The sequence below is a fragment of the Chryseobacterium sp. 6424 genome (genome assembly GCF_003692615.1).
Classification (GTDB): Bacteria; Bacteroidota; Bacteroidia; order Flavobacteriales; family Weeksellaceae; genus Kaistella.
On the sequence record NZ_CP023540.1, the window covers coordinates 2,176,192 to 2,202,506 of the forward strand.

21 protein-coding genes and 5 tRNA genes are annotated in these 26,315 nt (G+C 41.2%); 6 read left to right on the plus strand and 20 right to left on the minus strand.

What is annotated here, in order from left to right; genetic code table 11:
* Nucleotides 1-149 precede the first annotated feature (149 nt).
* Entirely contained in the window at nt 150-1,271 is a 1,122-nt protein-coding gene (gene ribB / locus CO230_RS10225; protein WP_122028506.1) for a 3,4-dihydroxy-2-butanone-4-phosphate synthase, read from the plus strand.
* Between the two features lie 169 nt (nt 1,272-1,440).
* Here the strand turns inward: ribB and CO230_RS10230 are convergent, their stop codons facing one another.
* The gene (locus CO230_RS10230; protein ID WP_122028507.1) at nt 1,441-2,658 is read right to left on the minus strand and encodes a hypothetical protein; all 1,218 of its coding nucleotides are present in this window, start codon (nt 2,656-2,658) and stop codon (nt 1,441-1,443) included.
* A gap of 189 nt (nt 2,659-2,847) precedes the next feature.
* On the opposite strand from CO230_RS10230, the gene CO230_RS10235 reads away from it, so the two are divergent.
* The 4 genes from CO230_RS10235 to CO230_RS10250 all read left to right on the plus strand — a co-directional run bounded on the left by CO230_RS10235 (nt 2,848) and on the right by CO230_RS10250 (nt 4,834).
* Entirely contained in the window at nt 2,848-3,624 is a 777-nt protein-coding gene (locus tag CO230_RS10235; RefSeq protein WP_122028508.1) for a hypothetical protein, read from the plus strand.
* 9 nt (nt 3,625-3,633) lie between these two features.
* Complete coding sequence (locus CO230_RS10240; RefSeq protein WP_122028509.1) at nt 3,634-3,834, plus strand: peptidase; 201 nt, start codon at nt 3,634-3,636, stop codon at nt 3,832-3,834.
* A gap of 49 nt (nt 3,835-3,883) precedes the next feature.
* Complete coding sequence (locus CO230_RS10245; RefSeq protein WP_122028510.1) at nt 3,884-4,444, plus strand: hypothetical protein; 561 nt, start codon at nt 3,884-3,886, stop codon at nt 4,442-4,444.
* A gap of 69 nt (nt 4,445-4,513) precedes the next feature.
* Entirely contained in the window at nt 4,514-4,834 is a 321-nt protein-coding gene (locus tag CO230_RS10250) for a hypothetical protein (RefSeq protein WP_122028511.1), read from the plus strand.
* 590 nt (nt 4,835-5,424) lie between these two features.
* Here the strand turns inward: CO230_RS10250 and CO230_RS10255 are convergent.
* The 19 genes from CO230_RS10255 to rpsU all read right to left on the minus strand — a co-directional run bounded on the left by CO230_RS10255 (nt 5,425) and on the right by rpsU (nt 23,054).
* The gene (locus CO230_RS10255) at nt 5,425-5,736 is read right to left on the minus strand and encodes a DUF3467 domain-containing protein (protein WP_122028512.1); all 312 of its coding nucleotides are present in this window, start codon (nt 5,734-5,736) and stop codon (nt 5,425-5,427) included.
* Nucleotides 5,737-5,940: 204 nt separating this feature from the next.
* On the minus strand, nt 5,941-10,206 hold the full coding sequence (rpoC, locus tag CO230_RS10260; protein WP_122028513.1) for a DNA-directed RNA polymerase subunit beta': 4,266 nt from the start codon (nt 10,204-10,206) through the stop codon (nt 5,941-5,943).
* Nucleotides 10,207-10,288: 82 nt separating this feature from the next.
* Nucleotides 10,289-14,116 carry a DNA-directed RNA polymerase subunit beta gene (rpoB, locus tag CO230_RS10265; protein WP_122028514.1) on the minus strand — a complete coding sequence of 1,276 codons (3,828 nt, stop codon included), beginning with the start codon at nt 14,114-14,116 and terminating at the stop codon, nt 10,289-10,291.
* A gap of 717 nt (nt 14,117-14,833) precedes the next feature.
* On the minus strand, nt 14,834-16,057 hold the full coding sequence (locus CO230_RS10270; protein WP_162990024.1) for a hypothetical protein: 1,224 nt from the start codon (nt 16,055-16,057) through the stop codon (nt 14,834-14,836).
* Nucleotides 16,058-16,273: 216 nt separating this feature from the next.
* Nucleotides 16,274-16,642: a 50S ribosomal protein L7/L12 gene (rplL, locus tag CO230_RS10275; RefSeq protein ID WP_122028516.1), complete on the minus strand. Its 369-nt coding sequence runs from the start codon at nt 16,640-16,642 to the stop codon at nt 16,274-16,276.
* A 54-nt stretch (nt 16,643-16,696) separates the two neighbouring features.
* The gene (gene rplJ / locus CO230_RS10280; RefSeq protein ID WP_122028517.1) at nt 16,697-17,281 is read right to left on the minus strand and encodes a 50S ribosomal protein L10; all 585 of its coding nucleotides are present in this window, start codon (nt 17,279-17,281) and stop codon (nt 16,697-16,699) included.
* Between the two features lie 13 nt (nt 17,282-17,294).
* The gene (gene rplA, locus CO230_RS10285) at nt 17,295-17,987 is read right to left on the minus strand and encodes a 50S ribosomal protein L1 (RefSeq protein ID WP_122028518.1); all 693 of its coding nucleotides are present in this window, start codon (nt 17,985-17,987) and stop codon (nt 17,295-17,297) included.
* 11 nt (nt 17,988-17,998) lie between these two features.
* Nucleotides 17,999-18,442, minus strand: coding sequence for a 50S ribosomal protein L11 (rplK, locus tag CO230_RS10290; RefSeq protein ID WP_122028519.1), 444 nt, complete (start codon nt 18,440-18,442; stop codon nt 17,999-18,001).
* A gap of 215 nt (nt 18,443-18,657) precedes the next feature.
* Nucleotides 18,658-19,200, minus strand: a complete 543-nt coding sequence (gene nusG, locus CO230_RS10295; RefSeq protein WP_122028520.1) for a transcription termination/antitermination protein NusG — start codon at nt 19,198-19,200, stop codon at nt 18,658-18,660.
* Between the two features lie 20 nt (nt 19,201-19,220).
* Nucleotides 19,221-19,424 (minus strand): preprotein translocase subunit SecE, encoded by a 204-nt coding sequence (gene secE / locus CO230_RS10300; RefSeq protein ID WP_122028521.1) that lies wholly within the window; start codon nt 19,422-19,424, stop codon nt 19,221-19,223.
* 13 nt (nt 19,425-19,437) lie between these two features.
* Nucleotides 19,438-19,508 (minus strand) — tRNA-Trp (locus CO230_RS10305).
* 54 nt (nt 19,509-19,562) lie between these two features.
* Nucleotides 19,563-20,750, minus strand: coding sequence for an elongation factor Tu (gene tuf / locus CO230_RS10310; RefSeq protein ID WP_122028522.1), 1,188 nt, complete (start codon nt 20,748-20,750; stop codon nt 19,563-19,565).
* A 297-nt stretch (nt 20,751-21,047) separates the two neighbouring features.
* Nucleotides 21,048-21,119 (minus strand) — tRNA-Thr (locus CO230_RS10315).
* Nucleotides 21,120-21,168: 49 nt separating this feature from the next.
* Nucleotides 21,169-21,241, minus strand: a tRNA-Gly gene (locus tag CO230_RS10320).
* An 82-nt stretch (nt 21,242-21,323) separates the two neighbouring features.
* Nucleotides 21,324-21,406: transfer RNA gene (locus CO230_RS10325), tRNA-Tyr, on the minus strand.
* A gap of 20 nt (nt 21,407-21,426) precedes the next feature.
* Nucleotides 21,427-21,500, minus strand: a tRNA-Thr gene (locus CO230_RS10330).
* 100 nt (nt 21,501-21,600) lie between these two features.
* Entirely contained in the window at nt 21,601-21,891 is a 291-nt protein-coding gene (locus CO230_RS10335; RefSeq protein WP_122028523.1) for an HPF/RaiA family ribosome-associated protein, read from the minus strand.
* Nucleotides 21,888-22,778, minus strand: coding sequence for a tyrosine-type recombinase/integrase (locus CO230_RS10340; RefSeq protein ID WP_122028524.1), 891 nt, complete (start codon nt 22,776-22,778; stop codon nt 21,888-21,890). Before CO230_RS10340 ends, CO230_RS10335 begins: the two co-directional genes overlap by 4 nt.
* 78 nt (nt 22,779-22,856) lie before the next feature.
* Nucleotides 22,857-23,054 carry a 30S ribosomal protein S21 gene (gene rpsU, locus CO230_RS10345; RefSeq protein WP_122028525.1) on the minus strand — a complete coding sequence of 66 codons (198 nt, stop codon included), beginning with the start codon at nt 23,052-23,054 and terminating at the stop codon, nt 22,857-22,859.
* 87 nt (nt 23,055-23,141) lie between these two features.
* On the opposite strand from rpsU, the gene CO230_RS10350 reads away from it, so the two are divergent.
* Nucleotides 23,142-26,306, plus strand: a complete 3,165-nt coding sequence (locus CO230_RS10350; protein ID WP_122028526.1) for a UvrD-helicase domain-containing protein — start codon at nt 23,142-23,144, stop codon at nt 26,304-26,306.
* Nucleotides 26,307-26,315 lie beyond the last annotated feature (9 nt).

Genomic DNA, 26,315 nt, shown 5'->3' on the forward strand with positions numbered 1-26,315 from the left:
GGCTTGAGCGGAAATCCTTTTCTGTTGTCGCGGCGGCTTCGCCGCGCGACAACAGAAAAGATTGGGAGCGGAAGACGGAGGAAGACGCCCAAATAAAGATTGCTGAATCCTTTAAATCTAAGTATCTTTGCACCATCTAAAAAAGTAAAATGTCGGATATTAAACTCAATACCATTCCTGAAGCGATTGAAGACCTGAGAAACGGTAAAATCATCATTGTGGTTGATGATGAAAACCGCGAAAATGAAGGCGACTTTCTCTCCGCTGCGGAACTTACCACCCCAGAGATCATCAACTTTATGACCATCCATGGCCGTGGGCTTATCTGTACACCGCTGCCCGAAAAACGCTGCGACGAGCTAGGCCTCGACATCATGGTGACGCGCAGCAGCGACCCGAAAGAAACTGCTTTTACCGTTTCTGTGGATCTATTGGGTGAGGGCGTTTCGACCGGGATTTCTGCCAGCGACCGCAGCAAGACGATTCTGGCACTGATGGACGAGAACACAAAACCTACTGATTTTATGCGTCCGGGACATATTTTCCCGCTGCGTGCCAAGAAAGGTGGAGTTCTGAAAAGAGCCGGCCACACCGAAGCTGCGATTGATTTAACCAAACTTGCGGGCCTCAAAGAAGGTGGCGTGATCTGCGAGATCATGAACGAAGACGGCTCGATGGCCAGACTTCCGGAACTGGTGGAACTGGCAAAAAAACACGACCTAAAGATCGTTTCTATTGAAGACCTCATTCATTATCAGCTTAAAAAAGGCGATCTCATTGAAAGAATCGAAGAAAGAAAAGTAAAAACACATTACGGTGAGTTTGATTTCTATGCATTTAAAGAAACCAGTACGGATCAAATCCATTTTGCTCTTACAAAGGGTACGTGGGTTGTGGACGAGCCGGTTTTGGTGCGTGTGCAGGCATCGAACTCTTATTTTGATGTGCTGAACAGGTTGACCGCAGGTGAAAAACCTTTGCTTGAGAAAATTACAAGTATGATTAACGCCGAAGGAAAAGGCGCTTTAATCTTCATCAATAATGTATCAAATGCTGAAAATACGTTGAGGAAACTTCAGCAGTTCCTAGATTTTCAGGATGGGCAGGAGCAGCGCCCAACGCTGGCCTCGAACTACCACGATTATGGCATCGGTACGCAGATCCTGAAGAATCTTGGCATCACGAAATTCCGTGTGATCACGCAGAACGTGAATCAAAAACCTCTGGTAGGCGGCTATGATGTGGAAGTGACGGAGATGGTGCAGTTGTAGGAAAAAGTTAAAAGTAATCCTGCTTCGTTAGAGGCGGGATTTTTTTATCACATCGTGTTTCAGCGATGTACTACAGATTATTTAAATCATTAAGATTTATTAAGTTTAAAGCACTTGTCCTTTAATTTTGCTATTACCGCAGATCATCATCCCAGTTTGGGTAAGACCCTCAAGGTTTTGAAAATCTTGGTTGTTTGCATTTCTCGCCTGTATTTTTCGTTTTTGAACTTAAATGGTTCTTCAAGGCGTTTTCAAAATACGGAAACTGCGTCCTTTCCAGCAGCCAGGTAAGTTCGGAAATAATAGCGTTTTCGTCCGCCTTATTTCCTATGCTCAGCAACACGAAATAATAAATCACCGAATAGTATTTTTTCCAGCCAAAGCCGAGGTTATCAAGGCTGATTGTATCTAATATTGACCGCAGCTCATCGATCTGATTGGTTTTCAGAAAGACCACCGCGCAAAGGATTTTCCAGACTTCTTCATGGGTTTGTTTCCGATCTGCGGGTACGTAAGCGACGTCTTGTTCGGATTGTGGCGTATGGTTTTTAACTAAAAACTTCAATTCCTCGGTTCTATTGGTAAAGATCAGCAGTTCCAACACCGAATATTCAAAACTGCAAACCGATTTTTTTGAGGCCGGGATATACTGAAGCCGCGCGCGTTTCATCTCCTCAAATTTTTGCGCAAAGAGTTCTTCATTTTGCGAAAGATCCGCATAGAGAAGCTCGACGCCGAATTTCATTCCGGCCGGTATCACATGAATATCTCTGGTAAGCGGTGTTTCGGTGACTTTTTGGTAATAAAGCGCCATGAGTTCGTGGTTTTGTGACAGAAAAGCATCCTGAAACAGAAATCCATAAGCGAAAATTTTGGCTTCGTTGCTTTGATTGTACTTTAAATAAGCCAAAAAATATTGCGAATACATGCTACCTAAACTATCCCGCATCGGGTGATTTTCCATAAAATATTTGCGCGCGAGCGGAAAAGAAAGCAGCCGCTGATGAGCCATGATCAGCATCTCGGGCGACTCTGAGATTCGCCGGCAAAGGTCTTCACTTTTCTGCCAGAAGTCGTTACCACTGTTTTCCTTTGAACCAAAGAAGGCTTCTATTTCAATATTCCCATACGATTGCCGAAAGTGGCTGAAACTGGGGAAGCCACAATATTTCGCGAGCAAATCCAGCGTGAAGAGGCTTGTTTTTGAGGATGCCTTGATCAACCCAAAAAACCGTCGCAGCGTCTGTGCGCTTACCGAAACATTTTGGTTATCGCGCAAATTTTTTGCAATGATTTCACAATCAGCGGCACTTACGATCTGTTTTCCAAACTGTTCGGTGACGCACTGTTTCAGTTTTACGATAACTTCGGCTTCTCGGATCATCATTTTGTATTGGCGCCAAATATAAAAAAAAATGAAGAAATTTTATTGTACAGGATTGTACAGTGGCAGAATGTTAAGATAAGTTAATTTTATCGCACTTCTCTCGTTGAAAAAAGATGTCCTAAAAGAAAAGATGAGCGACATAGTTTGGCGGGAAAATGAGATAATATTGTACAATAATAATTTAATAATATGATGAAAAATTTACCACAAAAATCAATCGATCTTCTATCACATATCAATAATGAAATTGGTATAGACATTTACAAATATGGGAATGATGAAGTTTTAGGGAAAATAGCAGGTATGATTAGTTTTCAAACATATGCGGTTTCCTCACTTTATAAGCCGCTCCTCATCGCCTTTGGGCTTTTCATTTTTGGATTTTTTGTTCTTGAACTGGGATGGATTGGGCATATCCTTTATGGACTTCTTGGATTGATACTATTTTTATCATGTGGATTATTGTACGGCATATTAAGCCTTACATCAAAATTAAAAACTGATTTGCAATGCATCACAAAATTTGGTTTAGACACTACGCGGTATATTGTTTCGGATTTAAATCAGGTTAACACTCGTTTGCGGGAAGATATTCCTAATCCCGTGAGTTTGATATTTGAAGGAGCAATTGCCGCATTTCTTGCACCAGCTATCTCTCAAAATTGCAGTAAAATACCATTTGCTGGAAAAGTAATCACTTCGGGCAGTGACAAAGCGTTAGGTATAGTTGTGTCAAATCTGAAAAAGCAAGAGGATAAAATGAATTTTTTTGGAAAAATTGCAAATGCTAGTAGTGAACTTTCTTTTAAATGCGATGAAGTTGAACATTTTTTACAAGATTTTTCTACGAAAGTAGAAAACATTATTAATACAGGAGTAAAAGGTGTTCAGTTACCGTTTAGAATTGCGATGTATGGAACAGCTGCCGTGCTAGGCTTTTTCATGCTATGCATCTCAATATTTTAATATATTTATATGTCCACACACCTCTACAAAGTAACCGCTAAAAAAGAAATGGGCAAGATTGCGAAAGGCATGTCCGTAGAAATAGTGATAAAAAACGCGTCGCGAAAACCTAATCAAAAAGAAGTTATCGACTCACTTAACCTTAAATATGGTGCTAAAACCGCTGCGTCCGGATTGAGTCTCTCCAATTTTGAGATAACCGAAATGTAATCACAACCTCAAGCTCACTTCTTCAGTGAGCTTTTTAAATCAATTTACCTTGAAGCACGTTACCTTCAACCCTTGGATCGGTTCCGATTATGAAAAATCGGAATTAGGCAAACTGCTTATTCTCGGGGACTCGCATTATTTTAATAATGATGAACCTGAAAACCTCACTAATTTTACAAAAGCACAAATTGCCGAGTTAGACAGTATTTCAAGCAACTTTCATAATAAAATACGGCAGTTTTTTGGTCATCAGAAACATTCGGAATTTTGGAAAAAAGTTGCCTTTGCAAATGGTATTCAAAGCGCCTTTAAATTTGCCAATCAGGTTCCGACTAAAGCGGAAATGAATCAGGCGGAAACTGCATTCAGAGCTTATCTTGATATTGTGAAACCCGATAAAGTCATTGTTTTTTCAAGCCGGCTATGGGAACATTTCTTTAACAAGCCTGGCTGGGGAATACATAAGGACAAGATTGATGACCGATGGAATATCAGATCGCTTGATTACGAAGGCGGCCAGTGTCTGGCAATTGGTCTTTATCATCCGTCAGCTTACGGTTTTTCAGTCCCAGCATTTCAAAAAGTAGTAAATAGATTTTTACAATTTTAAAATGGCATTACAAACCGCCATACTTTGGCGTCCTGATGCAGTATTTTTGAAGGATAAAAAAACACTCTTATGAAAACGATCTCACACGAACTGGACGAAGGTTCCCAGAAAGTTTCCCTAATGATACTGGTGCTGGTAGCATTGTACGAATTGGCAGCAATACTAGGTGCAACAGATCTGCTTAATACGTTGCGTGGACCGTATGATGATATTGGAATTATAGCGTTTGGTGTACTCAACACTATGTTTTGCTACGGTAAGAGGTGGCTCCGATTCTCTATTGGCAGTACAATTATAGACTGGAGCTATGCATTATTTTTATGCATTGGTGTAGGTGGTCTTACGTATTTGTTTGCGAATGTCTTGAGAGAAACTTTCAAAGTATTATAACATAAACACAAATGATGAGGAAACCCGGATCAATTTTGATTCGGGTTTTTTAATGTTCACTGTTTGAGATTTGGGTATTGACACTGTGTACTTTGTACAGCTTTGTACACAAATGGGGTGAAATTTTGCCGTAAATTTGCGTCACACAAATGATGAGTTAATCTATTCCTATAACTGCCAACGGCCGTAAGGAATAGATTTTTTCGTTTCGGGTGGTTCTATTTGCTTTTTTTTGCTAAATCACATTTACAGTTTTTCCTTTTAATTATTACACCTGGCGGTGGACTGAATGGGTTTCGGGGAAAAATTTTCTGTTTAGTATGAAGCGGCGGTTCTCCGCCTGACTTTTAAGCTTAAGTTAATATATTGTCGATGTTGTAATCAAAAAGAGGGATAGCCCGGTGTTCAGATTGGCGCTCTCTTCGATTGCAATGACCGCACAATGCTCACTCCTAGCCACGGCAGGAAAAATCCCGACTCATCACTGAGCCGGGATTGCTGTCTATCTAAACCTTATAGGTTTTCAGAACCTATAAGGTTTGGTTTTTGAAACCTATAAGGTTGAGAGAGAAGTGTCGGAATATCCTGGCTTATGCCTGTACGTTGTTTCCACCCAATACGAAAGGCTCCACTTCCTTGATTTCGCCGAACTGCTGCTCGTAGTTTGCGATGTTCTGCTGCAAGGCAGAAAGTACTCTCTTCGCGTGAAGCGGCGCCAAAATTACTCTTGAACGTACGTTAGCCTGCTGTACACCCGGCATCAGCTGAATGAAATCCAGTACAAACTCAGATGGTGAGTGGTTTACTAATGCAAGGTTACAGTAAACACCTGCTGCTACCATCTCGTTCAGGTTGATGTTGATGTTGTTTGGATCCTGGTTTTGGTTTTGGTTGTTGTCCATTTTTTTTTAATTATAAATTATAAATTTTAGATTTTAAATTATAAATGTTCATTTCTGATTTAACGCAAAGCGCGCAAAGATTTTCGCTAAATATTCAAAAAAAATTACAGACGCAATGGCGTTTCACTTAGCATTGGCGAACATTTAAAAAAGATTTTAGACTATGAATTCAATTTAAATCCATAATCTAAAATCTATAATCACTTAGTTGATGTCCTCGAACTCTTTCTTGGAACCTACGATGATGTTCTGATAGTCTTTCAGACCTGTACCCGCAGGGATTCTGTGACCTACGATTACGTTTTCTTTCAGACCAGTCAGGTAGTCTACTTTCCCGGAAACTGCAGCCTCATTAAGCACTTTGGTCGTCTCCTGGAAGGAAGCTGCCGACATGAACGATTTGGTCTGAAGCGCCGCTCTGGTGATCCCCTGAAGAACCGGTGTCGCCGTTGCAGGCAATGCTTCGCGCACTTCTACCAGGGCTAAATCTTCACGTTTCAGTTTAGAATTCTCGTCACGAAGTTCTCTGGCAGTGATCATCTGACCTGGCTTGAATTCTTTCGAATCACCTGCATCAGTCACTACTTTCAGTCCGAATACGCGGTTGTTTTCCTCAAGGAAGTCGAATTTGTGTTCTAATGCACCTTCAAGGAACTGTGTATCACCACCGTCCACGATCTCAACTTTGGTCATCATCTGACGAACGATAATCTCGAAGTGCTTGTCATCGATCTTTACTCCCTGAAGTCGGTAAACTTCCTGGATCTCGTTAACAAGGTATTCCTGAACGGCTGTTGGGCCTTTGATTTTCAGGATGTCGTCCGGCGTGATGGACCCATCGGAAAGTGGTGAACCTGCTCTTACGAAGTCGTTTTCCTGCACCAGGATCTGGTTTGAAAGTTTCACCAAGTACTTGGAGATTTCTCCGGTTTTTGCCTCTACGATCAATTCGCGGTTACCACGCTTGATTTTACCGTAAGAAACTACACCGTCGATTTCTGTTACTACAGCAGGGTTGGAAGGGTTACGCGCTTCGAAAAGTTCCGTAACTCTTGGAAGACCACCCGTGATATCGCCGGATTTCGCGGATTTACGCGGAATCTTGATCAGGACTTTACCGGCCTTGATTTTCTCGCCATCATTTACCATCAAGTGGGCACCCACCGGAAGGTTGTAGGCTTTTTGCTCTACACCTTTAGAATCTACTACTTTCAGGGTAGGTACGGCTTTCTTGTTTCTGGATTCTGAAATTACTTTCTCCTCGAAACCTGTCTGCTCATCGATCTCCAGCGCGAATGAAACCCCCTGAATGATGTCCTCGTACTCTACTTTACCGGCAGATTCAGCAATGATTACCGCGTTATACGGATCCCATTTCGCAATGGTATCGCCTTTTTTCACTTTATCGCCAGGTTTCACCAATAGTTCGGAACCATAAGGTACGTTAGCTACCATCAGCGGCGTACGTGCAGCATTATCAGCAACCAAACGGAATTCAGTTGAACGCGAAACAAGGATTTCAGCAGTTTTACCTTCTTCATTTTCAGAAGTTACGGTTCTCACCTCGTCCATTTCCACGATACCGTCGCGACGTGCAACGATCGATGGATTTTCAGAGATGTTACCCGCGGTACCACCCTGGTGGAAGGTTCTCAGCGTAAGCTGAGTTCCCGGTTCACCAATAGACTGTGCAGCGATAACCCCAACAGCTTCACCCATATGAATTGGTTTACCTGTCGCAAGGTTACGTCCGTAACATTTCGCGCAGATTCCTTTTTTGGTCTCACAGGTCAATGGTGAACGAACTTCTACCAGTTCAATACCTGCGTTCTCGATTTTTCTTGCTAATGATTCATCGATCAATTCGTCAGCATTGGCAAGAACTTCATCTGTTTCAGGATCGTACACATTATGTAAAGAAACTCTACCTAAGATTCTTTCGGCAAGTCGCTCTACGATTTCGTCGTTTTTCTTTAACGGAGAGATTTCAGTACCTCTTAAAGTTCCACAGTCGTCTTCAGTGATGATGACATCCTGCGCAACGTCTACCAATCTTCTGGTCAGGTAACCAGCATCGGCAGTTTTAAGAGCGGTATCCGCAAGACCTTTACGTGCACCGTGGGTGGAGATAAAGTACTCAAGAATTGAAAGACCTTCCTTAAAGTTCGCTACAATCGGGTTTTCAATAATTTCCGCGCCTGTAGAACCTGCTTTTTGAGGCTTGGCCATCAATCCACGCATTCCGGAAAGCTGACGAATCTGTTCTTTGGAACCCCTCGCACCGGAATCAAGCATCATATAAACTGAATTGAACCCACCTTGGTCGGTTTTCATTCTGCTCATAATCATCTCGGTCAATCCGGCGTTGGTGTTGGTCCAAACGTCAATTACCTGGTTATAACGTTCTGTATCTGTAATAAGACCCATGTTATAGTTGGCCTTAATTTCGTCTACGTTTTCTACCGCCTGCTCGATCATAGTTTTCTTTTCTTCCGGAATCACAATATCACCCAAAGAGAACGAAAGTCCACCCTTGAATGCGTTTGAATAACCTAAGTCTTTCATATCATCCAAGAACTTCACCGTAGTTGGGAAGTCGGTGTCTGCTAAGATTCTACCAATTACATTTCTCAAAGACTTCTTAGTAAGAAGTTCGTTGATATAACCTACCTGCTTTGGTACAATTTGGTTGAATAAAATTCTACCAACAGTTGTATCAATAAGTTTAGTAGTAATCTCACCATTTTCTTTAACCGGAAGACGACATCTAACTTTTGCATTTAAGGAAACTTGTCCTTCTGCGTAAGCGATTTCTACTTCTTCGGGTGAATAGAATGCAAGACCTTCTCCTTTAATTTTAACTTCGTCCGTTGAAGAGGCTTCTTTGGTCATGAAATATAGACCCAATACCATGTCCTGAGAAGGTACGGTAATAGGAGAACCATTTGCAGGGTTCAAAATATTCTGAGAACCTAGCATTAATAACTGAGCTTCAAGGATGGCTTCTGGCCCTAATGGTAAGTGTACCGCCATCTGGTCACCATCGAAATCCGCGTTGAATGCCGTAGTTACCAATGGGTGAAGCTGAATCGCTTTTCCTTCAATCATTTTTGGCTGAAAGGCCTGGATACCAAGTCTGTGAAGCGTAGGTGCCCTGTTTAGAAGAACCGGGTGACCTTTCATCACGTTTTCTAAGATATCATATACAACAGGTTCTTTTCTGTCAATGATTCTTTTTGCTGATTTTACAGTTTTTACAATACCTCTTTCGATTAGTTTTCTAATGATAAACGGTTTGTAAAGTTCTGCTGCCATATCTTTTGGGATACCACACTCGTGAAGTTGAAGGTTTGGACCTACAACAATTACCGAACGCGCCGAGTAATCTACACGTTTACCCAATAAGTTTTGACGGAAACGACCTTGCTTTCCTTTCAATGAATCTGAAAGCGATTTCAATGGTCTGTTAGATTCAGATTTTACCGCTGAAGATTTTCTGGTATTATCGAAAAGAGAATCTACCGCCTCTTGAAGCATACGCTTCTCGTTTCTTAAGATTACTTCAGGAGCTTTGATCTCTAAAAGTCTCTTCAAACGGTTGTTTCTGATGATTACACGACGGTAAAGATCATTTAAATCAGAAGTTGCAAAACGTCCACCATCCAAAGGAACCAATGGTCTCAATTCTGGTGGTATTACTGGAAGAACACGCATAATCATCCATTCCGGACGGTTAATCATTCTGGTGTTTGCACCACGGATGGCTTCAACAACATTTAATCTTTTTAATGCTTCTGTTCTTCTTTGTTTTGATGACTCGTTGTGTGCTTTGTGACGTAGGTCGAAGGAAAGAGTATCAAGATCGATTCTCTTTAACAATTCTTCTACTGCCTCCGCTCCCATTTTAGCAACGAATTTATTAGGATCAGAATCATCCAGATATTGGTTTTCTGCAGGAAGGGTATCCATGATATCCAGGTACTCTTCTTCTGTTAAGAATTCTTTATCATCGAAGTCTGAACCGTCTGGTTTTTTAGCGATACCTGCCTGGATAACGACATATCTTTCATAATAGATAATCATGTCGAGTTTCTTGGAAGGTAAACCTAAAAGGTATCCGATTTTATTTGGTAACGAACGGAAATACCAGATGTGAGCCACAGGAACTACCAAACCAATATGGCCGATACGCTCTCTACGAACTTTTTTCTCGGTAACCTCTACCCCACAACGGTCACAAACGATTCCTTTATAACGGATACGCTTGTATTTTCCGCAGGCACATTCGTAATCCTTAACAGGACCGAAGATTTTCTCGCAGAACAAACCGTCTCTTTCTGGCTTGTGGGTTCTGTAGTTGATGGTTTCGGGCTTTAAAACTTCTCCTCTTGAATCCTGAAGAATGGACTCTGGTGAAGCAAGACCGATCGTAATTTTACTGAAATTACTTGTTTTATTTTTATTTGACATTTTTGAAAATTTAGATTTTAGATTTTAGATTTTGTCTGATTAACTTTTGAAAATTCAAAACTCAATACTCAAAATTTAAAATTTATTCTTCCAGTCTTACATCAAGTCCAAGACCCTGCAATTCATGCAACAATACATTGAAAGACTCCGGAATACCAGGTTCTGGCATTGCTTCACCTTTCGCGATTGCTTCATAAGTTTTTGCTCTACCGATAACGTCATCCGACTTCACGGTAAGGATTTCTCTAAGGATATTGGATGCACCGAATGCTTCAAGTGCCCAAACCTCCATCTCTCCGAAACGCTGTCCACCGAACTGTGCCTTACCACCAAGCGGCTGCTGAGTGATAAGTGAGTATGGCCCGATAGAACGTGCGTGCATCTTATCATCAACCATGTGACCCAATTTCAGCATGTAGATTACCCCAACTGTAGCTGGTTGCGTAAATCTTTCACCTGTACCACCGTCATATAGATAAGTGCTACCGAATTTCGGTAAACCTGCCTGCTCAGTGTATTCCGTGATTTGCTCAAGACTAGCACCATCGAAGATTGGCGTTGCGAACTTCATTCCTAACTTTTGGCCTGCCCATCCTAGTACAGTTTCGTAAATCTGACCGATGTTCATACGTGATGGTACCCCAAGTGGGTTCAATACGATGTCTACTGGAGTTCCGTCTTCCAGGAATGGCATATCCTCTTCACGAACGATACGGGAAACGATACCTTTGTTACCGTGACGACCCGCCATTTTATCTCCTACATTAAGTTTACGTTTCTTAGCGATGTAAACTTTAGCCAATTTGATGATTCCTGCTGGTAGTTCGTCCCCGATTGAAATTGCAAATTTCTCACGGTTTTTAACTCCTTGGATGTCGTTATACTTGATTTTGTAGTTGTGGATCAATTGCTTGATCAGCTCGTTCTTATCGGCATCAACGGTCCAGTCTGCTCCGCTTACATTCACGTAATCTTCAACGCTCTGAAGTAGTTTCGTGGTAAACTTCGCACCTTTTCCGATGATTTCTTCGTCAAGGTCGTTGTTCACACCCTGGGAAGTCTTACCGTTCACAAGTGTCCCGAGTTTTTCAAGAAGTGTGTTTCTCAACTGATCGAATTTCGCTTTGTACGTGTTTTCGATTTCCTCGAGTTTAAGCTTCTCTTCAGTTCTCTTTTTCTTGTCTTTAATGTTTCTTGAGAAGAGTTTTTTGTTGATTACCACACCTCTCAATGATGAATCTGCCTTCAAAGAAGCATCTTTCACGTCACCGGCTTTGTCACCGAAGATCGCGCGGAGAAGTTTCTCTTCCGGAGTTGGGTCTGATTCACCTTTTGGAGTAATCTTACCAATCATGATGTCTCCAGGCTTCACTTCAGCACCGATACGGATCATACCGTTTTCGTCGAGGTCCTTAGTCGCTTCTTCAGAAACATTCGGGATATCTGCTGTAAGTTCTTCCATACCCAGTTTGGTATCACGAACTTCAAGAGAATACTCATCTACGTGGATTGAGGTAAACCAGTCTTCACGTACAACTTTTTCGTTGATTACGATTGCATCCTCAAAGTTATAACCCTTCCAAGGCATGAAGGCAACCACAAGGTTTCTACCCAATGCCAGTTCACCGTTTTCAGTTGCGTAACCGTCGCAAAGAACCTGACCTTTCTGCACTTTGTCGCCAACTCTTACGTTTGGTCTCAAAGTAATGGTAGTACTCTGGTTGGTTTTTCTGAATTTGGTAAGTTTATATGTCTTAGTAGCCGATTCGAACGATACCAGATCGTCATCCTCGCTTCTTTCGTACTTAATTGTAATCTTATCAGCATCCACATATTCTACCGTACCGTTTCCTTCGGCATTGATCAGAATACGTGAATCTCTGGCTACCTGATCTTCCAGACCTGTACCTACAATCGGTGCCTGTGGCTTCAATAGTGGAACAGCCTGACGCATCATGTTAGATCCCATCAACGCACGGTTCGCATCATCATGTTCCAGGAAGGGAATCAATGAAGCGGAGATACCTGAGATCTGGTTTGGTGCAACGTCGATCAGATCAACCTGCTGAGGCTCCACTACCGGATAGTCACCATCCAAACGTGCAATTACACGGTCAGTAGAAATAGTACCGTCTTCGTTCATCTCAACGTTTGCCTGAGCGATCACTTTATCTTCTTCGTCTTCCGCATTCAAGAATACGGCTGGAGTCTTAAGATCCACTTTACCATCAGTCACCTTACGGTAAGGCGTTTCAATAAATCCTAAGTTGTTGATCTTAGCATAGATTCCTAAAGAAGAAATCAAACCAATGTTTGGTCCTTCAGGCGTTTCGATCGGACAGATTCGGCCATAGTGCGTATGGTGAACGTCACGTACCTCGAAACCTGCTCTTTCTCTTGATAAACCACCAGGTCCGAGGGCAGAAAGACGACGCTTGTGCGTAATTTCTGACAGCGGGTTGGTTTGGTCCATGAACTGGGAAAGCTGGTTGGTACCGAAGAATGAATTGATAACCGATGTTAATGTTTTCGCGTTCACAAGGTCAATTGGCGTAAAGATTTCGTTATCACGAACGTTCATACGCTCACGGATCGTTCTCGCGATTCTGGAAAGACCTACACCGAACTGACCAGCAAGCTGCTCGCCTACCGTTTTAATCCTCCTGTTCGACAAGTGGTCAATATCATCAACCTCTGCTTTAGAATTTACCAACTCGATCAGGTGTCTCACGATCGAGATGATGTCTTCCTTGGTTAAAACTTCCGTGTTTTCAGGAATATTCAAACCTAATTTCTTGTTCAGTCTGTAACGGCCAACTTCGCCCAGGGAATAACGCTGCTCAGAGAAGAACAGTTTCTCGATGATTCCGCGTGCAGTTTCCTCATCTGGCGGATCTGCGTTACGAAGCTGACGGTAAATATATTCTACTGCCTCTTTTTCGGAGTTGGTAGGGTCTTTCTGTAGGGTATTCTGGATGATAGAGAATTCGTTTGAATTTTCTTTGTGAATCAGGATCGATTTCACACCAGCATCCAGGATAAGATCTAAATGTTCTTTTTCAAGAATCGTTTCACGGTCAAGGATGATCTCATTTCTTTCGATAGAAACCACTTCACCAGTATCTTCGTCCACGAAATCTTCAAACCAGGTGTTCAAGACTCTCGCAGCCAAAGTTCTTCCTTCCACTTTCTTCAACGCTGCTTTAGAAACTTTCACTTCTTCTGCAAGGTCAAAGATCTGAAGGATATCTTTATCAGATTCAAATCCGATCGCTCTCAATAGCGTAGTAAGCGGTAATTTCTTCTTACGGTCGATATACGCGTACATTACGCTGTTGATATCCGTTGTAAATTCCATCCAAGATCCTTTGAAAGGGATAATTCTGGAATAATACAACTTGGTACCGTTTGCGTGGTAGGTCTGTCCGAAGAACACACCCGGCGAACGGTGAAGCTGAGTAACGATAACACGTTCAGCACCATTGATGATAAATGATCCGGAAGGCGTCATATAAGGAACCGGACCTAAATACACATCCTGTACAACCGTCTGAAAATCTTCATGTTCAGGGTCTGTACAGTAAAGTTTTAGTCGGGCTTTGAGGGGAACTGAATACGTCAGTCCTCTTTCCACACACTCGTCGATAGAGTAGCGTGGTGAATCAACCAAATAATCCAGGAATTCCAACACAAACTGGTTTCGGGAGTCTGTAATCGGGAAGTTTTCTTCAAAGGTTTTGTAGAGCGTTTCGTTTACTCTCTGTTCCGGCAGGGTATCCAACTGGAAAAATTCTTTGAATGACTGGATCTGAATGTCCAAAAAGTCAGGAGTCTCAATTTTTCCCTTTGCAGCGGAGAAATTGATTCTTTCATTTCCCTGAGTTTTAGCGACGGCTTTAGATTTACTCATAAAAATTTTAAAGAATGAGGGGTTAAAAAATATTTTGTTTTAAAAAATATCAGAAAGAGAATAGAGAAAGGAAGAAAGAAGAAAGACTTTTGATGTTTGGCGCTATCAGAATTAGTCTTGTTTCTTTGTTCTTGATTCTTGATTCTAATTTCTAACTGCAACGCCGGTATATCTTTTCACGGAGTAGTGCAAAATATTTTTTGGATCTTTTGAAGCTGATTAATTATACAATGAGATAACACGTAAAAATCTCTGTTCCGAAACGGAAAGAGCTGATTTATAATGTCTTACTGATTTTATGTATAATACTTAGCGCCAAAAGGAGTGCAAATTTACGAAAACCAATTCGATTTCACAAGTAAAAAACCATCTCCGAAGAGATGGTCTGTTATAAAGTTTAGGCTTACTGTTAAGATTATTTGCCCAAAAAAACTTAATTTTTTTTAAATATAAATCCATCTAATTAAGTTATGATGGACCTTTTAATTATATGCAAATAAGTATTTGTAACTATTATAACATTAAGTAATTACTACAGATTGCGGTCTAAATTTGTATGCTTCATAATAGCGATAACATCAGTGCTGACAATCAATTCTTAAAAAATTAACAAATTTTTGCTAAACAATCATTTAACTTCGCTTTCGTTTTTACGGAAACATAGCAATTAATTTTATTGTGATAAGAATTTTTTATCAATGCTTTGTTCGTCTTTATTTAATATTTAGAAATAATATACCAGTTTGTGCCATTACTCTGCACGGTTATTCCACTGTTTCCAGCTGCGCCGTTTAAAGGATAATTTGTAATACTGGCACCGTTCAAAAAAATTGGAGAAGAGATGGACAGTGGAGTTCCGTCATAAACAATATGGTAGATTTTTCCAGGTGTATTAGCAGCGGGAGGCAGACTGATGTTGCCAGTTGCCAAAATAGTGTAGTCTGTAGATAAAAGCATTCCATTTTTAGACGCTATATTGTTATGAGAACCTGGCAAACCTCTAAAACTGCCAAGTACTCCATTATCATCTACTACTACAGTTTTAGTAGCTGTAAATGTCTGTGTAGGTTGAGGAACTACCGTGGTAGTAGCTGCCAAGGAAGATGCTCCGCGAGGAGTGGTATAGATACTGTTAGTGGCACCGGAAACTGGTAAATTTCTAATTCTAAGTGCTCCGCCAATATCTAATGTTTCTGAAGGATTTGTAACATTAAATCCGAAAAGGCCCTGATCTGTTATTTTAAACCCATAAGATGTAGCTCCGCCGCCTCCGGTATGCGGAATGATATTAAAGGAATTACTCGTGAACGTGAGGGGACTATTATCAACGCTAAAAATTAGACCCATATCCCCACCATTAGAAATGGAACTGAAAGAACCACCTCCTAAATTTTCTGCAAATCCGAACCAGGGGTTAACACCATTAACAATATTGCGGTAAGAGCCGTAAATCATCATCCGGTTTGTGGATCCCTCAGCGTCGTAGACTGATAAAATTCCATTGGTAGCGTTGCCGTTGACGCTCACTCTGCCCCTTTGATAAATATCCTGATTATTTGCCGTAGCCGGCTGTCCGGTATTCCGGTTATACCAAGGCTCCACATAATTAGCGGTAGAAGATATTTTTTGCCAAATAGTCCCGTCGAAATAATAATATCCTGCTGAAGTAACATTAATAGTTTGTCCAGCTGGAGAAGTATCCGGTAATGTGGCATACACAATGCTTCCGGTTTGAGCTGTGGTATAGTTTTTAGCGCGCAGTTGATTGCCAGTAATTCTTGGAGCTATGATACCATCAAGCTTCGCAGTATCAGCAGCAAATCCATTAACATCTAAAGTTGCAACTGGAGTCGTAGTGTTGATTCCAACATTACCATTTTGCCCTTGCAGGAAGTGGATAGACAGCGAAATAATTGAAATTGTTAATGTTTTTTTCATCATAAATTTTTCTTCAAAGTTAATATATTTTTTTTTTAAAAGAAACAATGTAAAATATATGTAACCGCGCCTTAAAGTTTATAACTTTCAAAAATTCTTTTATCAACTGATCTGCGCAGCGCTCCATTTAAAACGTTACAGAGGTTTAATAGATAAAAATTTAAGCAAAAAAAGGAGATTGCATTGTAACAACCTCCTAATCTTCATCTAGTAAAAGAATTATTTCAATTCTACTTCAGCACCGGCTTCTTCAAGTTGCTTCTTAAGAGCTTCAGCTTCGTCTTTGGAGATGCCTTGCTTGATTGGAGCAGGAGCACCATCTACCATATCTTTAGCTTCTTTAAGACCGGCACCAGTTAAATCTTTTACCAATTTAACTACAGCTAATTTAGAAGCACCTGCAGCTTTAAGAATTACATCGAATTCTGTTTTTTCTTCAGCAGCTTCACCACCACCACCAGCAGCAGCAACTATAGTTGCAGCAGCAGGCTCGATACCATACTCATCCTTAAGGATAGTTGCCAACTCGTTTACGTCTTTTACAGTAAGGTTTACAAGCGTTTCCGCTAAGTTTTTTAAATCTGACATTTTAATAATGTTTTAATTGTTGAACGATTTATTTTGATTTTTTTTGAGTTCTTATTACTCTGCACTTGGTGCTTCTGTAGCGTCAGCGCTTGCTTCCGGAGCAGCCTCTGCAGCTGGGGTTTCTTCTGCCGGAGCCGCTTCTTCAGCTTTTCCTGTTGCTTCTTCTTTGTTTTGAAGTGCAGAAAGTACGTTTCTGATTGGTGACTGAAGTAATCCGATGATTTCTCCAATCATTTCTTCTCTAGACTTGATGTTTGCAAGCGTTCCGAGGTTCTCATCACCCACATAAATAGTCTCCTGAAGGTAAGCTGCTTTCAAAGCAGGGATTTCTGCTTTCTTTCTGAAGTTCTGGATCAGTTTCGCCGGAGCGTTAGCGGTCTCAGAAATCATAAGTGCTGAGTTTCCTTTGAAGCTTTCGAACATTTCAGAGTAATCTACTCCTTCGATCTGCTCCATCGCTTTTTGAAGAAGCGTGTTTTTTACTACTTTAAGAGAAATATTCTGCTTGAACGCCTGTCTTCTGAAATCTGAAGTCGCAGCAGCATTCATTCCTTCAAGATTTGCTACATACACCACTTTGGCGTCCTGTAGCATTTCTTTAATTTCTTGTATTACTAATACTTTATCTTCTTTTGTCATTGTCTTACAGATTTTAGTTTACAGATTTAGTATCGATTGCAATACCTGGACTCATGGTAGAAGACAAGTAAATACTTTTCACATAAGTACCTTTAGCTGCGGTAGGCTTCAGTTTAATTAAAGTCTGTACCAGCTCCTGCGCGTTTTCTTTGATTTTGGCAGCATCGAAAGACACTTTACCAATACCAGCGTGGATGATACCATATTTATCTACTTTGAAGTCGATCTTACCAGCTTTCACTTCTGAAACTGCCTTACCGATCTCCATGGTTACTGTACCCGACTTAGGGTTTGGCATAAGACCTCTTGGACCTAACACTCTACCTAACGGACCTAGTTTACCCATTACAGCCGGCATGGTAACGATAACGTCAACATCTGTCCAACCGTCTTTTATTTTCTGTAAGTACTCATCTAACCCTACATAATCTGCTCCCGCTTCTTTAGCTTCAGCTTCTTTGTCTGGTGTTACAAGAGCAAGAACTTTAATATCTTTACCTGTACCGTGTGGAAGAGATACTACACCTCTTACCATTTGGTTTGCTTTTCTTGGATCTACACCCAATCTAACCGCGATATCTACAGAAGCGTCAAACTTTTCAAAGTTCACTTCTTTCACTAAAGCAGAAGCTTCGTCAAGCGTATATACTTTGTTTTTTTCAATTTTGCTTACCGCTTCTTTTTGCTTTTTCGTCAATTTTGCCATTTCTATTCGTATTAAGCGTTAGTGGGTTTAGTTCCTGTTACTCTCAATCCCATAGATCTTGCAGTACCTGCGATCATTGTAAGTGCAGAATCCAGCGTGAAGCAGTTAAGATCTGTCATCTTATCTTCAGCGATTTTCTTTACCTGATCCCAGCTTACGCTACCTACTTTCGCTCTGTTTGGCTCACCAGAACCAGACTTGATCTTAGCAGCTTCCATTAACTGGATCGCAGCAGGTGGAGTTTTGATAACGAATTCAAAAGATTTGTCTTCGTATACTGTAATTACTACAGGCAAAACTTGCCCTGGCTTATCTTGCGTTCTTCCGTTAAATTGTTTACAGAACTCCATGATGTTCACACCTGCAGAACCCAAAGCCGGGCCTACTGGTGGAGACGGGTTAGCAGCGCCACCCTTCACCTGAAGCTTCACCATTTTAAAGACTTTTTTAGCCATTGTTGTTTTTTAAAAAATTAAGAAATTTATGAATGTGGAAGCATTTATAAATCTGCAAAGTGTTGTCTCACCTAACAACTTTACATTTCGGACTGCAAAATTAAGAATAAATTTTAATTGAGCAAGTGTAAGATGCTGATTTTTAGAAAGAATTTTATTTATAGTAAAAAAGGCTGCTCAAATCTGAACAGCCTTGTTTATAATATTTTTAAAGTTTACACTTTGTCTACCTGCATGTAGTTAAGCTCCATTGGTGTTTTTCTACCGAAGATCATTACAGAAACTTCTACTTTCTTCTTGTCTTCATGGATCTTCTCTATGGTACCGTTAAATCCATTGAAAGGACCATCGATTACTTTTACATTTTCACCTACTACGAATGGGATACCTGCATCAACTGCAAATTCTGAAAGTTCATCCATTCTGCCGAGCATTCTGTTAACCTCAGATTTACGCATCGGTACCGGGTCGCCACCTTTTGTTAAACTTAAGAAAGAGATAACACCAGGGATATTTTTAATGATGTGCGGAATTTCACCTACCAGGTTGGCTTCTACCATCAGATAGCCTGGGTAATAAGGGCGCTCTTTTGGCACCTTCTTACCATTGCGCATCTGTATTACTTTTTCCATAGGAATGACCACCTGCGTAACGAAATTTTCAAAACCATGATGTTTCATTTCGTTTTCGATATAGGTTTTCACCTTATTTTCCTGGCCGCTGATGGACTTCAGCACATACCATTTCAAGTCACTCATTTTTCTTTGGAAATACTTTTTTAATTGAACAGGCCGATAAACAAAGAGATCACGTTGGTGATGGCTTTGCTGAAAAGCGAATCTACCCCAAAGGTAAATAAGGCCAAGATCACGGTAGCAATAGTTACTACGATGGTTGAAGACTGCAGATCTGGCCACTTAGGCCATTCTACCTTATCTTTGAACTCGGTATAAGAACCTTTTAAAAAATCAACTAAGCTCATTATCTGTTATTTGCACGGGCACAAGGATTCGAACCCTGATCAACGGTTTTGGAGACCGGTATCCTACCATTGGACGATGCCCGTAGATTAAAAAAGTCCCGTAAGTTTCCTTACGGAACTTTTATATGGTTTTAGAAATTAATCTAAGATTTCAGTTACCTGACCTGCACCAACTGTTCTACCACCTTCTCTGATCGCGAATCTAAGACCCTCGTTAAGAGCGATTGGTTGTAACAATTCTACAGTAATAGTAAGGTTATCACCTGGCATTACCATTTCTACACCTTCTGGCAAGAAAATCTCACCTGTAACGTCAGTAGTTCTTACGTAGAACTGTGGACGATATTTGTTGTGGAATGGCGTGTGACGACCACCTTCTTCTTTAGAAAGGATATAAACCTCTGCTTTGAATTTCTTGTGTGGCTTCACAGAGTCTTTCTTAGCGATTACCATACCTCTCTTGATGTCGGTTTTCTCGATACCTCTCAACAATAGACCTACGTTATCACCAGCTTCACCTCTGTCTAGGATTTTACGGAACATCTCTACACCTGTAATGGTAGAAGTAAGTTTCTCGTCACCCATACCTACGATGTCTACAGGGTCACCCGTGTTGATCACACCAGCCTCGATTCTACCAGTTGCTACAGTACCTCTACCAGTAATAGAGAATACGTCTTCGATTGGCATCAAGAATGGCTTATCTTGGTCACGTGTTGGTTGCTCGATCCAAGAATCTACAGCAGCCATAAGCTCGTCGATTTTCTCAACCCACTTCGCATCTCCGTTAAGTCCACCTAAAGCAGAACCTTGGATTACTGGGGAGTTATCACCATCATATTCGTAAGAAGAAAGAAGGTCTCTAACTTCAAGTTCAACAAGTTCTAATAATTCAGGGTCATCAACCATATCCACCTTGTTCATGAAAACAACGATTCTTGGTACGTTTACCTGACGGCAAAGAAGGATGTGCTCTCTTGTTTGAGGCATTGGTCCGTCTGTCGCAGCAACTACAAGGATCGCTCCGTCCATCTGAGCAGCACCGGTAACCATGTTCTTAACATAATCGGCGTGACCTGGACAGTCTACGTGAGCATAGTGTCTGTTTTCAGTTTCATATTCAACGTGAGAAGTGTTGATAGTAATACCTCTTTCTTTTTCCTCTGGCGCAGAGTCGATAGAAGAGAAGTCTCTCATCTGTGCTAAACCTTTTTCAGCTAATACTTTAGAGATCGCAGCTGTCAAAGTAGTTTTACCATGGTCTACGTGACCGATGGTACCAATGTTCAAGTGTGGTTTGTTACGATTAAACGTTTCCTTTGCCATGATTTAATTATTTATTTAATTATTTATTTAAATTTTCGGTGCGCAAATATAGTGAAATTTTAAATATCGAAAATCTTTTTTAATAAAATTTTCTTTATTGAAATTTAATCGTTTACGTCGCCAAATTGCCAGTGAATACCGGTGGGCAAATTTACTAAAAATTTTTTAGTGACAAAATCCTTACTCCAGTTTTAAGAAATCAATCCTTTAGCATTCATCCTATTACACCGCTGGGCATCTGGCAGAACACCCTTTCCGGTAAAAACAAAAAATCTCCCGGGTTGGGAGATTTTCCAGAGCCAACAATGAGATTTGAACTCACGACCTCTTCCTTACCAAGGAAGCGCTCTACCCCTGAGCTATGTCGGCAAAATCTAAAAAAAAATCACAAGCCGCTTGTGTGGTTGTGATTTCTTTGAGCGGAAGACGAGGGTCGAACTCGCGACATTCAGCTTGGAAGGCTGACGCTCTACCAACTGAGCTACTTCCGCATAATGTGTAAAACACACTGTTGGCAAACGGTCTGCAAATGTAATAAAAAATCTTCATTACCTGCAAACAGTTTATAAAATGTGGGGAGAGTAGGATTCGAACCTACGAAGTCGTAAGACAGCAGAGTTACAGTCTGATCCATTTGGCCACTCTGGAATCTCCCCAAAATTTTACAAAAAAAACGAGCCTCCAGAGGGATTCGAACCCACGACCCCGAGATTACAAATCACGTGCTCTGGCCAACTGAGCTATGGAGGCAAATAGATTTCAAAAGATCTCTTCTCTTTTTGCGAGTGCAAATATAAGGGAGATTTTTTGAAATCTACAAATATTTTACAATAAAATTTTAACTTTTTTTCTACGCCAGTTCCTTTTTCTTGATTAGCAGCTTTTTAGCTACTTCCGCACACTGGTCTAAACTTTCTTCAAAAGTGGTGGTTGTTTTCTTAACTACGATGTCGTCCCCCGGAACGGCCAATATGATCTCGGCTGTTTTGTTTTCCTTATCAGATTTGTTTTCCACTTTCAGGAAGACTTTACACTCCACGATCTTGTCATAATAATTATCGAGCTTGCTGAGTTTTTTCTCAATATGTTCTTCAAGCGGTGCGTGAGGCGTCAATCCTATTGACTGTACTGAAATTTTCATAAATCTACATTTTTTATAGCCCGCGGATGGGCATTGTTAAACACTTTTTTTAACTGTTCGATATTCGCGCTGGTATAAACCTGGGTACTGGCCAGTGAGCTGTGCCCCATCAAAGTTTTTACTTTAGAAATTTCTGCCCCATGCTCTAACACGTGTGTCGCGAAGCTGTGTCGCAGCATGTGCGGGCTTTTTTTCTTCTTCGATGTTACAAGACTAAGATAGGCATTAACCGCAGAATACACAAACTTATCATTCAGTTTTGTACCCCGTGGCCCAATGAAAAAGTACTTTTCACTCTCTACCTTCGGCTTACGCACTTTCAAATATTCTTTGAAATCATCCGCCAGCTTGGCAGACATGGGGATGATGCGCTGTTTATTACCTTTCCCTATCACCTTCAGTTCAAGTTTATCCAGATCTACCGCTTCAAGAAGCAGGCCAGTCAGCTCGGCGCGCCGCATACCTGTTTGATAAAGTGTTTCAATAATCAGTTCTTTCAGAAAATCGTGCTTTTGTGGCCGAAACTCTTCCATCTGCAGGTTATTCATTTCATCAAAGGACAAAGGAATCTGCTTTTCAGGATAGAATTTCAGGGTCTGGATATGCTCTACAGGCGAAACTTGTATTTCACCCAGCTTCATCATGAAAAGGTAGAAACTACGCAGTGTAGAGAGTTTGCGATTGATCGAACGGCGGGCGATCTTTTTTTCACCAAGATGTGCCATGAAATTGCGCACAACCTTATAATCAGCCTTTAAAAGATCTTCATGGGCTTCGGTGACCAGTAGAAACTGCCGGAAATCCTCCAAATCTTTCCGATAACTGATGACCGTGTTGGCGGAATAGCGTTTTTCGGTGAGGATGTAATCTAAAAATTTTTCGAGCATGGTATAAAAACAAAAAATCACTTTCCAAATATAACTATCTGAAAAGTGATTGTCGTATTTTCTGAAGAAAATTTTTACTTATGCCTGCTCGTCGCGGCTAAGATTGCGCTGTTTGTGAGCTGCTTTCAGTTTTGCCTGTCTGTTGATAACCGACGGCTTGATGAACTGCTGACGGCTTCTTAAAGCACGTACCACACCAGTTTTATCAAATTTTCTTTTGTATTTCTTTAATGCTCTGTCGATAGCTTCGCCATCTTTTACGGGGATAATTAACATAGTTTACATCTCATTTTGGTTTGCAAAAGTAATATATTATTTCGATTTGACAAATTTTTTAGTATTTTTAAACTTAAATTCACATTCATGGTTCAGAAGAATTATCGGGTTATCAATGCCTCCGCAGGTTCCGGCAAAACGTACGCACTTGTGCTCAACCTTCTCATGATCTGCCTGCGGCATCCCTCGCAGCCTGATAAAATTAAAAACATCCTCGCACTTACCTTTACCAACAAGGCCGCCAATGAGATGAAACACCGTATCATCAGTTGGTTAAAAGAATTTTCGCTGCCCGGATATGAAAACAACCAGGAACTGAAAAACATTCAGCAAAAAATGTTAGCCCAAGGGCAGGAAGTATCCTTAAAAGTGCTGCACGAACGCTCGCGCAAAGTGTTGGATTATATCCTGCACAATTATTCCACCCTCAACATCGGTACAATTGATAAGTTTAACTCGCGGCTGGTACGCAGTTTCGCCTATGAACTTGGGCTGGCGCAAAATTTCAACCTCGAGATCAACGCGGAGCCTTATCTGGTGGAAGCGGTGGAAAAAATGCTGGAGGATATTGGCGAAGAAAATGAAGTCTCTGATGCCTTTATGGATTTTGTGACTTATAGCCTTGATAATAATGAACGCGTGAATATCAATAAAACCCTTTACTATTCTGCTAAGGAATTCGTGCAGGATAAACATTATTTCCGCCTCAGCCAGAATAAAGATTTCGACTGGAAGGTATATGATGACGCTAAAAGAAAACTTCGGGAAAACATCCGCAATCTGAAGGAAGAAAACATCAAGACCGCAGAAACCTGCCTGAAGCTCTTGGAAGAGAAAAACCTTGAAACCGGCGATTTCTCGGGTGGTTCTAAAAACAGTATCGCAAAGTTCTTCACAGAAGCCATACGCTTTTTCGGTAATGAACGGATAGATTTCCCATTCCCGAAAAACGAAGAAACCGCACTCACCACCTTTCAGAAAGGCTGTTCCTCAACCTCTAAAAACCGCCAAACCGAGATCCTCGAAATCCTTGATTTTCTGCTCGAAAGCCGCAGCAAAATCATCAGTAATTATATCGACAGCCAAAAACAAGAGAAAATCCTGCATGCCCTGCTGCCACTGAAGGTAAATAAAGACATACAGGATAAACTGGCCGAAATAGAAGATAAGAATGATATTGTACTGCTGAGCAAATTCAACATCCTGATCCATGAAAACCTGCGCGATGAGCCTTCATCATTCATTTATGAAAAAGTTGGCAGCCAGTTTTCGCATTATTTTTTCGATGAATTTCAGGATACATCCTTCCTTCAGTGGCAAAATTTCCTTCCGTTGCGCGATCATGCCGTATCTTCGGAAGAGATGAGCTTTACGCTTGTGGGTGATCCAAAACAGAGCATTTACCGTTTTCGGGGCGGGGATTCGCAACTGATGCTCGACATCATTAATCACCGTGAAAAATCTTTGGTATTGGCCGACCTCGAGAATCTGGGCGACAACTGGCGCAGCGCGAAAAACATTGTAGATTTCAACAACCGTTTATATCAGTTCCTGGCTTCTCACACGCAAGAGCAACACTGCGAACTTTTTGGGAAGGGCTCGCAACAGACTCCAAAATCCAAATCTGAAGGCCGTGTAAGAATAAACCTCATCGAAAACGCGGATAAAAACTCTTTTTATGAAGATATCGCCAGGAAAATGCAGGCAGATATACAGCAATGCGCCGACAACGGTTTCCGGTTTTCAGATATCACAATCCTGTGTCGGGGCAATTTCGATATCTTCAACTTTTCGCGGCTATTGGGTAACCTGAAAATCCAGTATCAGGGGAAAGAAGAGTTTATTAAGACCATTTCAGAATCTGGACTTACGCTGAATCTCTCTTCTACCCTATTGGCTTTAACTGAATTTCTACGATGGGAACAGAACCCAAAAAACAATCAGTTTGCCGTAAAAATGCTGTACTATTTAAATGATTTGGGCCGAATTAAAATCAACGACTTCAGTGCTGCCATGATGCAAATGCTTGCGCTGAGGCATAAACCGGCAATGCTGTCGTTCATAAAGGAACATTTCGGGCTGAATCTTTCGGCTGAATCCTTGTTGCAGCTCAATCTTTATAATTTCGTGGAGCATTACCTGCAAGAATTTGCGGTGGACGGCAAGGAAACTGATTTCCTCTTTAATTATCTGGAAATGCTGTATGCATTCAGCCAGAACTCTGGGGCTAACCTGAAAGAATTTCTGCGCTTTTGGGATGAGGAGGCACAAGATTTTACCATCCAAGCCTCTGATAATCTGGACGCTGTAAAGCTAATGACCATCCATAAAGCCAAAGGGCTGGAGTTTCCTGTGGTATTTCTACCGATGGAAAACTCACACAAAGACACCTCATTCAGCAATTGGTTTGAGGTACCCGATGGCGGTAGTCTCGCGTCTGTAAATGTAAAAGGTTTCACTAAAGGACTGGATGTCTATGACCCTGATATTGAGAAATTCAACAGTGAGAACGTATATCAAAACAAAATCGACCGTTTCTGTCTGCAATATGTCGCTACCACGCGCGCGGCCGAGCAACTGTTCCTGTATGTACAGCAAGGGAATAAAACCAGCAACAATCTTGAACTTTACGACTTTATCGCACCGCTGATTCCCCAAGATGAAAACGGAGAGGCAAGGGATTCTTTTGATATCTATGAAACATCACCGGAGATTTTAAAAAAGAAAAAACAGGAGCAGGCCGCTGACTGGGTTACAAAATCGGTCCCATTTAAAAACATTAAACCACCTTATAGAGATTCAATAAAAATTGCTACGCCATCAAAAAGCTACCAAAACCGTGTTGAGAAAGTGCGCACCGGGATCTTCACACACGAAATCCTGGCTAAAATAAATACGGCTGCTGATGTGGAAAAAACATTGGAGGCCTACATCCTAGAAGGCACCATCACGCAGGAAGAAAAACGTGATATCGCGGAAAGGATCTACAGCATTATGAACGATGAGAATTATGCTAAATATTTCACTCCGGGGCAAGTGGTACTCAATGAAAAGGACCTGATGATCTCAGCCGGTGGCGAATCCAAAATTTGCCGCCCCGACCGACTCATCGATACCGGGAACGGATACCTCATCATTGATTTTAAAACCGGTGAACCCCTGGAGAAACATCAGCAGCAGATCAATGAATACCGCAATATGCTGGAGCGTTTTGGGAAAAAGGTATTGGAGACGACTTTAATTTATATCTAAAAAAACCTG

Bases quoted from the DNA above. Each gene is read 5' to 3' on its own strand.
- secE (WP_122028521.1), bottom strand. From the start codon at position 19,424: ATGAGCTTAGTTGATTTTTTAAAAGGTTCTTATACCGAGTTCAAAGAT.
- CO230_RS10255 (WP_122028512.1), bottom strand. From the start codon at position 5,736: ATGGACAACAACCAAAACCAAAACCAGGATCCAAACAACATCAACATC.
- CO230_RS10230 (WP_122028507.1), bottom strand. From the start codon at position 2,658: ATGATGATCCGAGAAGCCGAAGTTATCGTAAAACTGAAACAGTGCGTC.
- rpsU (WP_122028525.1), bottom strand. From the start codon at position 23,054: ATGTTAATTATCCCCGTAAAAGATGGCGAAGCTATCGACAGAGCATTA.
- CO230_RS10350 (WP_122028526.1), top strand. From the start codon at position 23,142: ATGGTTCAGAAGAATTATCGGGTTATCAATGCCTCCGCAGGTTCCGGC.
- rplA (WP_122028518.1), bottom strand. From the start codon at position 17,987: ATGGCAAAATTGACGAAAAAGCAAAAAGAAGCGGTAAGCAAAATTGAA.
- CO230_RS10235 (WP_122028508.1), top strand. From the start codon at position 2,848: ATGATGAAAAATTTACCACAAAAATCAATCGATCTTCTATCACATATC.
- rplK (WP_122028519.1), bottom strand. From the start codon at position 18,442: ATGGCTAAAAAAGTCTTTAAAATGGTGAAGCTTCAGGTGAAGGGTGGC.
- tuf (WP_122028522.1), bottom strand. From the start codon at position 20,750: ATGGCAAAGGAAACGTTTAATCGTAACAAACCACACTTGAACATTGGT.
- ribB (WP_122028506.1), top strand. From the start codon at position 150: ATGTCGGATATTAAACTCAATACCATTCCTGAAGCGATTGAAGACCTG.
- CO230_RS10270 (WP_162990024.1), bottom strand. From the start codon at position 16,057: ATGATGAAAAAAACATTAACAATTTCAATTATTTCGCTGTCTATCCAC.
- CO230_RS10340 (WP_122028524.1), bottom strand. From the start codon at position 22,778: ATGCTCGAAAAATTTTTAGATTACATCCTCACCGAAAAACGCTATTCC.
- CO230_RS10250 (WP_122028511.1), top strand. From the start codon at position 4,514: ATGAAAACGATCTCACACGAACTGGACGAAGGTTCCCAGAAAGTTTCC.
- CO230_RS10335 (WP_122028523.1), bottom strand. From the start codon at position 21,891: ATGAAAATTTCAGTACAGTCAATAGGATTGACGCCTCACGCACCGCTT.
- rpoB (WP_122028514.1), bottom strand. From the start codon at position 14,116: ATGAGTAAATCTAAAGCCGTCGCTAAAACTCAGGGAAATGAAAGAATC.
- CO230_RS10240 (WP_122028509.1), top strand. From the start codon at position 3,634: ATGTCCACACACCTCTACAAAGTAACCGCTAAAAAAGAAATGGGCAAG.
- rpoC (WP_122028513.1), bottom strand. From the start codon at position 10,206: ATGTCAAATAAAAATAAAACAAGTAATTTCAGTAAAATTACGATCGGT.
- rplJ (WP_122028517.1), bottom strand. From the start codon at position 17,281: ATGACAAAAGAAGATAAAGTATTAGTAATACAAGAAATTAAAGAAATG.
- nusG (WP_122028520.1), bottom strand. From the start codon at position 19,200: ATGAGTGACTTGAAATGGTATGTGCTGAAGTCCATCAGCGGCCAGGAA.
- rplL (WP_122028516.1), bottom strand. From the start codon at position 16,642: ATGTCAGATTTAAAAAACTTAGCGGAAACGCTTGTAAACCTTACTGTA.